The sequence below is a fragment of the Corynebacterium sp. UMB0012 genome, assembly GCF_030216265.1.
GTDB lineage: Bacteria > Actinomycetota > Actinomycetes > Mycobacteriales > Mycobacteriaceae > Corynebacterium.
On the sequence record NZ_JASOKQ010000002.1, the window covers coordinates 26,147 to 39,235 of the forward strand.

The window sequence follows — 13,089 nt, forward strand, 5'->3', positions numbered from 1 at the left end:
TGACTGTCCCTAGGTGGGCCCGGCACGTAGCAATTGCCTAGTGGCCTGCACCGGCGGGCGGTGTGAGGAAGCGAAAGATATATGGGTAAGATAGGGCGGAGATTGAAACTGCCCCGCGTTAAGGAGACGAAGTAGGCGTGACTGCTGCAGATATTAAGCGAACCGGATACAAGCGAGTAATGCTGAAGCTGGGCGGTGAGATGTTCGGCGGCGGCAAGGTCGGCATCGACCCAGATGTGGTTGAAAACGTAGCCCGCCAGATCGCCGAGGTTTCCCGTCAGGGAATCGAGATTGCAGTGGTTATCGGTGGCGGAAACTTCTTCCGCGGCGCAGAACTCTCCCAGCGCGGCATGGATCGTGCTCGCTCGGACTACATGGGCATGCTGGGTACGGTAATGAATTCCCTCGCACTACAGGATTTCCTCAAGCAGCAAGGCGTGGACTGCCGCGTGCAGACATCCATCAACATGGCGCAGATTGCCGAGCCGTACCTGCCGCTGCGCGCTGAGCGTCACCTTGAAAAGGGTCGCGTGGTTATCTTTGGCGCCGGCATGGGCATGCCGTACTTCTCCACGGATACCACTGCCGCGCAGCGTGCCCTGGAAATTGGCGCCGAGGTTCTTTTCTTGGCCAAGGCAGTCGACGGCGTCTACTCCGATGACCCACGTACCAACCCGGATGCGGAACTGTACTCTGAAATCACTCCGCGTGAGGTCATTGAAAAGGGCCTTAAGGTTGCAGATGCTACGGCGTTTAGCCTGTGCATGGACAATGATATGCCAATTTTGGTCTTTAACCTGCTGGAGGAGGGCAATATCGCCCGTGCCGCAGGAGGCGAAGTTATCGGCACGCTGGTGCAGTCCTAATACTGTAAGGGCTGCGAACCTGCTACCTTTTTATACAGCCACCCCTATTCGTTTAAGGATGATTTAACCTCATGATCGATGAGATTCAGCTCGAAGCAGAAGAGCACATGACCGCTTCCGTCGAGCACACCCGCGAGCAGCTGGTGACCATTCGTACCGGCCGCGCGAACCCCACCATGTTCAACGGCTTGGTAGCCGAATACTACGGTGTACCTACCCCAATTACCCAGATGGCTACCATTTCCGTACCGGAGCCGCGCATGCTGCTCATCAAGCCTTATGAGCAGTCCATGATTCATGAGATTGAAAACTCCATCCGCAACTCGGACTTGGGCGTGAATCCCACCAACGATGGTCAGGTTCTGCGCGTGACCGTTCCGCAGCTGACGGAGGAGCGTCGTAAAGAAATGGTGAAGCTGGCCAAGAGCAAGGGCGAGGACGGCAAGATTGCTATCCGTAATATTCGCCGCAAGGCCATGGAGCAGTTGAAGAAGCTGCAGAAGGACGGCGACGCCGGCGAGGACGAGGTCATCGCAGCGGAAAAGGAAATGGAAAAGATTACTTCCGGCTACATCGAGCAGGTGGATAAGCTGGTAGATAATAAGGAAAACGAGCTGATGGAGGTCTAAGACCTCCCGTCATTGCCGCCGTGCCCGTCCCCGGCCGGCGGCGCTTTTTCTGTTCCGCGGCCTACAGCTCCGAAGTTAGGAGTAGCGGAGGTCGAGCAGTAGAAGTCAGCGAGGGGCGCGAAAGAAGCAGTGAAAGGAGCCGGACACGGTGAGTGACGCCATTAACCGCCGATTGCCTCAGCCGAAGAATGGTGCAGGCCGCGATTTGCCGGCTGCTATCGGCGTTGGCGTAGGCCTCGGCGCACTTGTCGTGCTCGCCGTATGGGCCGGACCACTCGCGTGGTACGCGGTCGTGGCCCTTGCAGTTGGCGTTGCCATGTGGGAGGTGCTCAGCCGCCTGCGGGAGCATTCCTACTATATTCCGCGCACACTGCTCATTGTTTTGGGCCAAGCCATGGTGTGGATCTCGTGGCCACTGGGCGCGCCCGGCCTTGTCGCGGTCTATGTCACCGCTGTGCTGGCGCTTATGTTTGGTCGCCTCTTCCATAATGGTCGCCATCGCCCACCCATTAACTACCTGCGTGATATGTCCGTCGGCATTTTTGTCCTAACGTGGATTCCGCTTTTTGCCACCTTCGCAGCAATGCTGTCGCTGGTGTCGACCCCGTTTGCCAGTGGTGCCGCTTCCATCGTCGTCTTCATGTTGTGCGTGGTGGCCTCCGATACTGGTGGCTATATCGCCGGAGTGATGTTTGGCTCGCATCCCATGGCCCCTGCAGTAAGCCCCAAGAAATCGTGGGAGGGCTTTGCCGGGTCCATCCTTTTTGGCATGGTCACCGGCGCGCTTACCGTGAAGTTCCTGCTCCATCACGATGCCTGGGTGGGCGGCCTAATGGGGCTTGGCCTTGTCATTTGTGCCACCTTGGGCGACTTAGTGGAATCACAGTTTAAGCGTGAGCTCGGAATCAAGGATATGTCGGCCTTGCTGCCAGGCCATGGTGGACTGATGGACCGCCTGGATGGCATGCTGCCTTCCGCCATGGTTACCTGGGTGGCCATTAGCTTCCTGGCAACGTTCACACCATAGGAACAGCGGGTACGCAAAAGCCGCCTCTCCCCAATAGTCTTTCCTAAGTAGGCAGGACAGGGGGGAGAGGCGGCTTTTAAGACCTATACCTGCTGAGCCTGCTTGCGAAGTTGGCGGCGCAACTCAAACATACGCCAGCCACCCACCAGTGCCATGATGAGCGCTCCGCCAATGGCGAAGATGAGGAAAGCAATTCCGGCAGGGAACTCACCGGACCAGCCTAGGAAGTTCATGGGAACCGCGTGCTGGTTTTGCATGATGAAAACGATGAGAACAATCAGCAGCAGGAAACCTACAATGAGCGCGATCCACGTGCTGGCTGCGAAAGATCCCTTTGCCTTGCCGGAAGGCTGGGTGGAGTGAGAAGTAGAGTCAGAGACCGTTGGCTCTAGGCTAGAACCGGTCTCCGGTGCAGAAGTGTTCATCTCCGTCGAGGAGAGGTCTGCGTCGGAAGAAGAAAAGTCATCTGCGGGGTAATTCGGATTTGTCATGCATCCATTATTTCTTTAAACCTGTCGATTATGCCACTTGGCATGGCTTTCAATTGGAAAAACCCACGCAGACCGTGGAAAGATGGGCAACACTATGGCTCAACCAGTGAAACTTAACTTCTCCGCCCCGCGCCGCGGACTTCCCCCTAAGCACTTCGCGGACCTGACCGAAACCGAGCGTATTGACAAGCTCGCAGAAATTGGCCTGCCTAAATTCCGCGCAAAGCAGCTGGCTAAGCACTATTACGAGCACTATACCGACAATGTAGAGGATATGACCGATATCCCCGCCGGCAAGCGCGAAGCAGTCAAGGAAGCTTTCTTCCCTGAGCTAATGCAGCCTATCCGGACTACTTCCACGGATGACGGCGAGACCACTAAGTCCCTGTGGCGTTTGCATGATGGCACGCTGCTGGAGTCGGTTCTGATGCGCTACCCAGGGCGCGCTACGTTGTGTATTTCTTCCCAGGCCGGCTGCGGTATGGCCTGCCCGTTCTGCGCTACCGGCCAGGGCGGTCTGGACCGCAATTTGTCTACGGGTGAGATTGTTGAGCAGTTCCGCCATGCTGCAGCTGCAATGGCAGCAGAAGGCGGCCGCCTGTCCAACGTAGTTTTCATGGGCATGGGTGAGCCACTGGCCAACTATAAGCGCGTGGTGCAGGCCGTGCGACAGATTACTGGCCAGGATGGTGCCGGCTTTGGTCTTTCCCAGCGCAACGTGACCGTGTCTACCGTGGGCTTGGCACCGGCAATCCGTAAGCTGGCGGACGAAGATTTGGCCTGCACGCTCGCCGTTTCCTTGCACACTCCGGATGATGAGCTGCGCGATGGTCTCGTGCCAGTCAATAACCGTTGGTCCGTCGATGAGGTGCTCGATGCTGCGCGCTATTACGCGGATAAGTCTGCTCGCCGCGTGTCCATTGAGTATGCTCTGATTCGCGATAAGAATGACCAGGATTTCCGCGCGGATATGCTGGGCCGCAAGCTGCATCAGAAGCTGGGCTCCAAGGTTCACGTCAATGTCATTCCGCTGAACCCCACGCCGGGCTCGGAGTGGGATGCAGCTCCGCAGGACCGCCAAGACGAGTTCGTGCGCCGCGTACAGGCCCAAGGCGTTCCTTGCACGGTGCGCGATACAAAGGGCGATGAGATTGCGGCAGCTTGTGGTCAGCTCGCAGCGGATGAACGGGAAGATAAGTCCGCCTAACTGATAAGATTGGCGGATATGATTATTCCGAATTATCCGCCGCTTGCAGATGACCCCACCGCGCAGGCCTTTGCTGTGCGCGGTCTGAATAAATCTTTCGCTGGGCGCCCCGCGGTGTCGAATTTGAGCCTCGACATTCCGCGGGGCTCTATTTATGGCATCGTCGGCCCTAATGGCGCCGGCAAAACCACCATGCTTACCATGGCATGCGGCCTGCTGCGCCCGGATAGCGGCGAGGCCTTTATCGCTGGGCACAATACGTGGCAGGAACCGATTGCGGCCAAGGCGGCCATGGGCCTGCTCATTGATGGTGCTCCCGTCTTTGACCGTTTATCGGGCCCAGAGTACCTGTTTTATCTCGGCGCTTTGCGCAGCATGAACCAAGCCGAGGTGGAGCGCCGCAGCGCACAGCTGCTGGATGCCCTGCAGCTTGCCGACGCCGCCGATAAACCCATCGCGGACTATTCCGCCGGCATGACTAAGAAGATCCTTTTGGCAGGTGCGCTCCTGCATAACCCAGAGGTAGTGATCCTCGACGAGCCTTTGGAAGCGGTGGACCCAGTCTCCGGCCAGCTCATTCAGGAGCTCTTGCGCGCCTATGCCGCCCGCGGTGGCACCGTAATCCTGTCTTCACACGTCATGCAATTGGTAGAAGGCTTGTGTGACCACGTAGCCATTATCGCGGGAGGACAGGTGCTATCTGCTGGCCATGTGGAGGAGGTGCGCCAGGGCGGTAGCCTGACGGATGCCTTCATCCACTTTGCCGGTGGGAGTGACTTTGACGCGGACTCTTTCGATTGGCTGCGCCGTGGAGGCGGCGATCCGCAGCGCGGGGAAGGGGAGGCGTAGGCGCAATGACTTCGACGCTCCTCAAGCTGCACCGCACACTGTGGGTCCGCAATCTCAAAGCGAATGCCGCGGCGGTCATGATCCCTATCTGCCTCTTGCTCTACGGTCTTATCGGCCTTGCGTCGCTGGGCGCTCTTGCTGCGGCAGATATCTCCATTGGAACTGGGAACGTGCAAGCCCTTACCGTGGCCCCTGCTGTAGGCACGCTTGCCTTTATCGTTATCACCCTCATCATGCCCAGCGGGGAGAATCAGCTTTCTGCCCGTGAGCTTTCCGCGTTGCCGGTGCGGTTAAAAGACATCACACCGGCACTAGCTATTGCCTCAGTACTCAATCTGCGAGCACCTGTATCTGTCCTGCTCTCCATCGCCTACGCGGTGGCGGGAAGCGTGATCTTGGCGGCCAATGGTAAGGCATTGTTCATCGTGCCCTTCTGCCTAGGCATGCTCTTTTCCCTAGTTCTGACGCTGGTCTTAGTAGATCTCGCGGTCTATGCTGGGGTTACTGTCGCGGAGCTAAGCTCGACCACCCTCAAAGTTTTGGGTGCGCTGGCGGTGTTCTTGCTCATCTTTGGTTCTAATCGGCTTGCTTCCCTCGCTGGCTCTGACTTCCCATTGGGAACGGTGGGCGAGGGGCTGGCGTGGACGCCCGTAGGCGCACCGGTGGGCTGGGCGCTCGCGCTCGCCCAAGGCCAACTGGCGGTGGCACTAGCACAGGTCCTCATCGCCGCGGTGTCGCTGGGCGCAGCCGTGTGGGCGTGGCACCGGTTGCTGCGCTTGCAATTCGAGCGCCGCACACTCTTGTCTCCGGCGCACCAACGCCGCGAAAAGGCCAAAGGGATTAACCGCTTTTCCTTGGGCTCCTTTTCCTATCGCGGACCAGCTGCGATGGAATTTACGCGCTCGTTGCGCTACATCTTCCGTGACTCCCGCCTTATTGGAACCATCATCATGCAGCCGATTCTGGCAATCGTCTTTATCATTCAAGGCTTTACTACTGATTCCGTCATGCCTTCTATAGGAGTGCTATTTCTGGGACTCTTCGGCGGAATTGTAGCCACAAATGATTTTGGTTATGACGGTCCAAGCCTGTGGGTAAAGATGGTCGCACCAGTTCGTCCGCGCACGTTTCTCTACGCGCGGCACTGGGCGCACTTGGCGCCCACAGTCACAATCTTCGTCCTCTCGGCGGCGGTGCTTTTCGCGGTGAGTGCCGACAAAGCGCTCACGGGGTGCTTGATGGTGGTAGCACTGGGAATTTTCATTTCTTCTGCGGGATTGTCATTGCTGCTTTCCACTTATAATCCCTTTGCCACCGCGCGGCCCGGTGGCAGTATGTGGGCGGATAAATCCGGCTACTCGGCCAGTGCCTTTTTAAGCGCCATTTTGAGTTTGTTTATTGGCTGGACGCCGATTATCCCTGGCGTCATTCCAATGGCCATCGGCTACGGCTCGAATATGGCGCTGGTTGTGCTGGGGTTTATCCTCGTCGTTGCGGTTCCCGTTGCGTGTTATATCGTCGCCCTCCGGGTAAGCGGCAAACGTGTGGACAACTCCTTGCCTGAGATTTACGCCAAGGTGGGGCACTGGGTGTCTTAATCCTCCGGCCCCGCGACAGTGGCCGCATCGCTGCCCTCCCAGGGCGCGATTGGGTCCGTGGGGCTGGGAGTGGAGCCTCAACGACAGACTGCGTTGGTGAGTAGGGGGGCGTCGCCAAGCGGAGGCATAAAGAAACCGCCGGCCTTCGCAGGGAAGGGCGGCGGTAGCTAAAGCGTACTAAAAGCTTAGAGCGTGTGCTTGCCGGAGGTAACCGGGGTGGCGTTGTTGGTGCCTGGCTCAACGCGCAGGTGAGAAACGCGGGAAGGCTCAATGTTGAGCGCGCGCAGCTGGGAATCGGTCAGCTCGGCGTATACACCGGTGTTGGTCTTCTGGTCGTAGACCCAGTCCGGCTCCTGGTGGCCCACCGGCTGGTTACGGGCGGTCACGGTGCGAACCTGGTGCAACTTAGGCTGGAAAGCGTGGATGAGCAGGCCAACGGCGATCAAGATAGCCAAGGCAATGAGCCAGATGGTCTCAACGTGGCCCTTGTGGTTACCAAAGTTGTAGGCAAGCAGGAACAGGACAGAGATCCAACCAGCGATCTGCACGCCAGAGCGGCTGATGCGGGACCAACCGAATCCTGCGGATGGAACGTCCTCAGTAGAAACACCGTCAAATACCTGCGGTACCGGCTTGTGGGAAGACACTTGCTCTCCTTCGCTTCTGCGTGTGTCCGTCTGCGCGATGGGCATGCGGGCACACCAATGCCATTTGTCTGCTACACATTCTAAAACATCGCACCTGAGATGGCGATTAAACACCCCCGTCGCAGTGCGGCGTACCTGCCGCGCACGCCCAATGGTAGTGGGCGCTAGGGTGGAGGCGTGACTACTCAGCGAATACTCATTCTTGGTTCCACCGGTTCAATCGGCACGCAAGCTCTGGAAGTCATTGCGGATAATCCCGATAAATTCGACGTCGTGGGAATCGCTGCGGGTGGCTCCAACCCGCAGCTCATCATCGAACAAGCCCGTAGCCTCAACCTTTCGTTTGACCACGTTGCTGTGGCCAACGAGGCCGCCGCCGCCGAGGTGTCGGCCGCTTTAGGCGGTTCGGTTTTGAGTGGCGCCGACGCTGCAGAGCACCTAGTGCGCTCGGCCCCGGCCGATACGGTACTCAATGCCTTGGTGGGGTCTTTGGGGCTCAAGGCCACCGTGGCCACACTGGAAATGGGCGAGTACTTAGCCTTGGCCAATAAGGAATCCCTCGTCGCGGGTGGCACGCTGGTTACGCAGAAGGCGCGCCCTGGCCAGATTATCCCTGTTGACTCGGAACATTCCGCCATGGCGCAGTGCTTGCGCGCCGGCGAGGAGGAGGAGCTGGATAAGCTCGTCCTTACCGCCTCTGGCGGCCCCTTCCGCGGTTGGTCGCGCGAAGAGATGTGGGACGTGACCCCTGAGCAGGCAGCGCAGCACCCTACCTGGTCCATGGGGCAGATGAATACCCTCAACTCTGCCACCCTCCTTAATAAGGGCCTGGAGCTGATTGAAGCCACCCTGCTCTTTGGCATCGCCCCGGAGCGCATCGACGTCACCGTGCACCCGCAGTCCATCATTCACTCCATGGCCACCTTCAAAGACGGCTGCACAATTGCTCAGGTCTCGCCGCCGTCAATGAAGCTGCCCATTTCGCTGGCGCTGAACTGGCCGCACCGCGTACCAGGCGCCCAGCCGGCCTTGGACTTTGCGCAGGCGCATGACTGGCGTTTTGAGCCGCTTGACGATGCCGCCTTTCCCGCCGTCAACCTCGCCCGCCGGGCCGCGGCCGAGGGAACAGGGGTCATCTATAACGCCGCCAATGAGGAGGCGGCGGCCGCGTTCTTGTCCGGACGCATCCATTTCCCGGAGATCGTGGACGTCGTGGGCACGATCCTTGATTCCGCATCCGAGTTTGCTGGTGTAGTCTCTAGCCTCGATGAAATCCTCGCGGTAGAAAGCGAGGCGCGCAGGCGCGCGAATGCGCTGATTGATTCGCTGGCTGACTAGAAAGCTTTCACACCATGGCAAACTTGCTGGGCATTGTGTTTTTCGCCCTTGGCATCGGGCTTACCGTAGCGCTGCACGAAGCAGGCCATATGCTCACCGCGCGCGCCTTTGGCATGCGCGTGCGCCGTTATTTTATTGGCTTTGGGCCGCGCCTATTTTCCTTCCGGAAGGGCCACACGGAATATGGGCTTGCGGCCTTCCCAGTAGGCGGGTTTTGCGATATCGCTGGTATGACCGCGCAGGATGAATTCCTCACCGAGGAAGAAGAGCCCCATGCGATGTATAAAAAGCCGTGGTGGCAGCGCATAATCGTGATGGCCGGCGGCATCGGTGTCAACCTGATTCTGGGCTTTGTCATCCTCTACTTTGTGGCGATGACGGCTGGTCTGCCCAACCCGGACGCTGATGTGCGCCCGCGCGTAGGTGAGGTGACGTGCTCGGCCAATCAGAAGCCGAACCAAGAGCTAGAGGCGTGTACGGGTAAAGGCCCCGCTGGAAAGGCCGGCGTGCAGGAGGGCGATATTATTGTGGCTCTCGATGGTCAGAAGCTGGATTCTTTTACCCAGCTGCGTGATGAGGTAATGCAGCGCCCCGGCGAGACCATCACGCTGACGGTTGAGCGCGGTGGGGAAGACAGGGACTTCTCGGTCCACCTCGATACGGTCAAGCGGTTGAACCAAGACGGCGAGCTGGTGGATGCTGGCTCGATCGGACTGAGTAATCAGCTAATCGATGTCGTCGAAAAGCACGGCGCCGTTGACGCCCTACCGGCAACCTGGCGCTTTAGCACCTACTCGCTGGACGCAACGGTCGAGGGGCTGAAGCAATTCCCGGGCAAAATTCCGGGTGTGGTGGCCTCCATTTTCGGCCACGAACGCGAGGCCGATGGCCCGATGTCCGTCGTCGGTGCTTCCCGCGTGGGCGGCGAATTGGCAGAGCGTTCCCTGTGGTCGATGTTCTTTATGATGCTAGCCACCCTGAACTTCTTCCTCGCACTCTTTAACCTGATTCCGCTACCGCCTTTCGACGGCGGACATATCGCCGTCATCATCTATGAAAAGCTGCGCGATGGCATCCGCAAACTGGCGGGCAAGCCAGCTCTGGGGCCGGCCGATTACACCAAGTTGATGCCGGTGACCTATGTCATGGCCGCGCTGCTAATGGGCGTTGGTGTCATTGTCATTGTTGCCGATGTGGTCAACCCCATACGGCTATTTGGCTAGCCGCCGCAGCCCCCGCTGCGCGCACTTCAGGCATAAAGCAAGCAGTGCTAGAGTGGGGGCGTTAATCACCCACCGTATGTATTTACTGTGCTTCAACAAGGAGAATTCATGTCGACCCCCATCGGTCTAGGAATCCCAGACGGCCCACCACCAGTCCTGCACCCGCGCCGCAAGACTCGTCAGCTGCAGGTGGGCCCGGTCGGCGTCGGCTCTGACTCACCCATCTCGGTGCAGTCGATGACCAATACCAAGACGCACGACATTAACGGCACGTTGCAGCAGATCGCGCAGCTGACTGCTTCCGGTTGCGATATCGTGCGCGTGGCTTGCCCTAAGCCTGTTGATGCGGAGGCACTTCCGGCCATTGCCAAGAAGTCCCCGATCCCGGTGATTGCGGATATCCACTTCCAGCCTAAGTACATCTTCCAGGCCATCGACGCTGGCTGCGCCGCCATCCGCGTGAACCCGGGCAATATCCGCGAGTTTGACGGCCGCGTGAAGGAAGTCGCTAAGGCAGCCGGCGATGCCGGCATTCCCATCCGCATCGGCGTGAATGGTGGCTCCTTGGACAAGCGCCTGCTGGAAAAGTACGGCAAGGCCACCCCGGAAGCACTCGTCGAGTCCGCTATCTGGGAAGCTGGCCTCTTTGAGGAGCACGGTTATGGCGATATCGCTATTTCCGTTAAGCACTCCGATCCGGTCCTGATGGTGGAGGCCTACCGCCAGCTGGCGGAAAAGACTGATTACCCGCTGCACCTTGGCGTGACCGAGGCCGGTCCGAAGTTCATGGGCACCATCAAGTCTTCCGTGGCCTTCGGTGCACTGCTGGCAGAGGGCATTGGCGATACCATTCGCGTGTCCCTGTCCGCCCCGCCGGTAGAGGAAATCAAGGTGGGCGACCAGATTCTGCAGTCGCTCAACCTGCGCCCGCGCAAGTTGGAAATCGTCTCCTGCCCGTCCTGCGGCCGCGCCCAGGTGGACGTTTACAAGCTGGCAGAAGAAGTTACCGCCGGCTTGGACGGCATGGAGTTCCCGCTGCGCGTTGCCGTGATGGGCTGTGTTGTCAACGGCCCAGGCGAGGCCCGCGATGCCGATCTCGGTGTTGCTTCTGGCAATGGCAAGGGTCAGATCTTTGTTAAGGGCGAGGTTGTTCGCACCGTGCCGGAAGACAAGATCGTGGAGACCCTCATTGAAGAGGCCATGCGCATTGCCGATGAGCAGGGTATGGAAGCCGTGGAAGGCGCCAAGGCTGAGGTTCGCGTAACCCAGTAATTCACCCACTTTGAGCAGACTGCCCCGCACTTCGGTGTGGGGCAGTCTTTTTTGGCGCTTGCGCTGCTAGAGTGCCAAGACATGAAGAAGTTGGTCGCGCTGGTTGCAACTATCACGCTCGCCTCCACCAGCGTGGTTTCCTGTACTCCGAAGCCGGTTTCTGCGGAACCGGTGGCGGAAGAATTCCTCCAGGGGATGGAGTCCCGCAATAATGACGGTTTAGCCGCGCTTACCGACGCCCCCTCGGACGCCACCTCCGCCCTCGATGCCACCTACTCCGGCCTGCAGGCCGAGGGACTCGACATTGAGCTTGAAGGCGTGGACCAAGATGAGAACCTCGCCACGGCCAACTACAAGGTCACCTGGGACCTTCCCAAGGAACGTACCTTGAGCTATGACACGCAGATGACGCTGACCAAGACTGAGGATGAGTGGACGGTGCGGTGGAAGCCGAGCCTTATCCACCCCGACCTGGGAGCAAATCAGCACCTGGAACTGCGCGCACTGGAAGCAGAGCGCGCCAGCGTGGTGTCTTCCAATGGAGTGGAACTGATGCGCCCGGGGCTGAACTACCGGCTGGTGGTAGATACCAGCTCGCTGGATGATGTGCGTCCCACCGCTTCCAAGATCAGCGGCGCACTAGCTGCCGCTCACCGCCAGGATGACTCCATTGCGGAGATGGATGCCAAGGATCTGGCGAAAAAATTGGAGGATGCAGACGGCTCCTTTTCCGTCACCATGTTTACGGAGGATCAAGCCAAGACCGTGCGCCCCAAGGTGGAAGGCATAGACGGCGTGCGCCTCAATGAAGAACCGGCTCTGGTCACCCGCGACCGTGGCCTGGCACCCGATCTGATGTCGCGCGTGCGTTCCGCGGTTCAGGATGAGGTTGATGGCCAAACCGGCTGGTCCATTTCTGTGGTCAATGAGAATGGCGCAGCACTCTCTGATGTGGAAAAGCACGACCCTGACGCGGCACCATCGATCAAGGTAGGTCTGGACTACGACGTGCAGCGGGCCGCGCAGGAGGCGGTCAATGAGCGTGCTGATTCCCAAGCCATGCTCGTAGCCATCCGTCCCTCCAACGGCGATATCTTGGCCGTCGCCCAAACCGAGAAGGCCGATGAAGACGGCGACGTAGCCCTCCAAGGCCAGTACCCGCCGGGCTCGGTGTTCAAGATTCTCACCGCAGCGGCCGGCGTAGAAAAGCAGGGGCTTAATACCGATACCATCGTTCCGTGCCCGGGCACCATGGATATCTTTGGCCGCGTGGTGACCAACTATAATGCCTTCGCCCTAGGCAGCGTTCCGCTCAGCCAAGCCTTTGCACAATCGTGCAACACTACTTTCGCGGATATCTCCACCAAGCTTAAGCCTGGTGAGTTGAAAGACATGGGAAAGAAGTTTGGCTTCGGCGTGGAATACGATATCCCAGGCCTTACTACCATTACCGGTTCCATTCCAGAGGGCAAAGAACCACTGGAGCGCACTGAAGCTGGCTATGGACAGGGTTACGACTTGGCTAGCCCTTTCGGCATGGCTCTTGTCTCCGCAACGGTTGCTAATGGCAAGACGCCTACGCCCACGCTTATCGAAGGCCACGAAACCAAAGCCTCCGACAAGCCGCAGCAGATTTCGAAGCCTGTGCTAGATAACGTCCGCGGCATGATGCGCCAAGTAGTCACCAACGGTACTGCCCGCAGCATGGCAGCGGGTGGCACGATTTACGGCAAGACCGGTGAGGCCGAGATTAATGAAGGTTCGCACGCCTGGTTTACCGGTTACCGGGAAGAAGACGATATCGCCTTTGCCACCCTCGTGGTTTTGGGCGGCGGCTCCGATGTCTCGGTCAATATCACTAGCAACTTCTTGCAGAAGGTCGATGACTACCGGTCCGGACCGCACGAGGGTGCGGCTCCGCCGGCCGAAGGGTAGAAACCCC

Annotated in this window: 12 protein-coding genes; 10 read left to right on the plus strand and 2 right to left on the minus strand. The window is 58.9% G+C overall.

Annotated elements, in window-relative coordinates; all coding sequences use genetic code 11:
- Window positions 1-179: 179 nt before the first annotated feature.
- From pyrH to QP324_RS01210, 3 genes are all read left to right on the plus strand, one after another.
- Window positions 180-866 carry a UMP kinase gene (gene pyrH, locus QP324_RS01200; protein WP_239277749.1) on the plus strand — a complete coding sequence of 229 codons (687 nt, stop codon included), beginning with the start codon at window positions 180-182 and terminating at the stop codon, window positions 864-866.
- Window positions 867-937: 71 nt separating this feature from the next.
- A complete protein-coding gene (frr, locus tag QP324_RS01205; protein ID WP_284814038.1) occupies window positions 938-1,495 on the plus strand; it encodes a ribosome recycling factor in 558 nt (185 codons plus the stop codon).
- A gap of 148 nt (window positions 1,496-1,643) precedes the next feature.
- Window positions 1,644-2,522, plus strand: coding sequence for a phosphatidate cytidylyltransferase (locus tag QP324_RS01210; protein WP_284814040.1), 879 nt, complete (start codon window positions 1,644-1,646; stop codon window positions 2,520-2,522).
- Between the two features lie 83 nt (window positions 2,523-2,605).
- Here the strand turns inward: QP324_RS01210 and QP324_RS01215 are convergent, their stop codons facing one another.
- A complete protein-coding gene (locus QP324_RS01215) occupies window positions 2,606-3,013 on the minus strand; it encodes a lipopolysaccharide assembly LapA domain-containing protein (RefSeq protein WP_239277448.1) in 408 nt (135 codons plus the stop codon).
- A gap of 82 nt (window positions 3,014-3,095) precedes the next feature.
- Between QP324_RS01215 and rlmN the strand changes: the two genes are divergently transcribed.
- From rlmN to QP324_RS01230, 3 genes are read left to right on the plus strand one after another with little or no spacing between them, the layout of a single operon-like run.
- Window positions 3,096-4,220: a 23S rRNA (adenine(2503)-C(2))-methyltransferase RlmN gene (rlmN, locus tag QP324_RS01220; RefSeq protein WP_005325218.1), complete on the plus strand. Its 1,125-nt coding sequence runs from the start codon at window positions 3,096-3,098 to the stop codon at window positions 4,218-4,220.
- Window positions 4,221-4,238: 18 nt separating this feature from the next.
- Window positions 4,239-5,069: an ABC transporter ATP-binding protein gene (locus QP324_RS01225; protein ID WP_284814044.1), complete on the plus strand. Its 831-nt coding sequence runs from the start codon at window positions 4,239-4,241 to the stop codon at window positions 5,067-5,069.
- Window positions 5,070-5,074: 5 nt separating this feature from the next.
- Window positions 5,075-6,667 (plus strand): hypothetical protein, encoded by a 1,593-nt coding sequence (locus QP324_RS01230; RefSeq protein WP_284814046.1) that lies wholly within the window; start codon window positions 5,075-5,077, stop codon window positions 6,665-6,667.
- A 185-nt stretch (window positions 6,668-6,852) separates the two neighbouring features.
- On the opposite strand, the gene QP324_RS01235 is transcribed toward QP324_RS01230, so the two are convergent.
- Window positions 6,853-7,359: a DUF2631 domain-containing protein gene (locus tag QP324_RS01235; RefSeq protein WP_284814048.1), complete on the minus strand. Its 507-nt coding sequence runs from the start codon at window positions 7,357-7,359 to the stop codon at window positions 6,853-6,855.
- Window positions 7,360-7,491: 132 nt separating this feature from the next.
- Between QP324_RS01235 and dxr the strand changes: the two genes are divergently transcribed.
- The 4 genes from dxr (at window position 7,492) to QP324_RS01255 (ending at window position 13,082) form a co-directional block, all read left to right on the plus strand.
- Window positions 7,492-8,652 carry a 1-deoxy-D-xylulose-5-phosphate reductoisomerase gene (gene dxr / locus QP324_RS01240; protein WP_284814050.1) on the plus strand — a complete coding sequence of 387 codons (1,161 nt, stop codon included), beginning with the start codon at window positions 7,492-7,494 and terminating at the stop codon, window positions 8,650-8,652.
- Window positions 8,653-8,666: 14 nt separating this feature from the next.
- Window positions 8,667-9,875, plus strand: a complete 1,209-nt coding sequence (locus tag QP324_RS01245; RefSeq protein ID WP_284814053.1) for an RIP metalloprotease — start codon at window positions 8,667-8,669, stop codon at window positions 9,873-9,875.
- Between the two features lie 108 nt (window positions 9,876-9,983).
- The gene (gene ispG / locus QP324_RS01250; RefSeq protein WP_239277458.1) at window positions 9,984-11,147 is read left to right on the plus strand and encodes a flavodoxin-dependent (E)-4-hydroxy-3-methylbut-2-enyl-diphosphate synthase; all 1,164 of its coding nucleotides are present in this window, start codon (window positions 9,984-9,986) and stop codon (window positions 11,145-11,147) included.
- An 81-nt stretch (window positions 11,148-11,228) separates the two neighbouring features.
- Window positions 11,229-13,082 (plus strand): penicillin-binding transpeptidase domain-containing protein, encoded by a 1,854-nt coding sequence (locus tag QP324_RS01255; RefSeq protein WP_284814054.1) that lies wholly within the window; start codon window positions 11,229-11,231, stop codon window positions 13,080-13,082.
- Window positions 13,083-13,089: the final 7 nt, after the last annotated feature.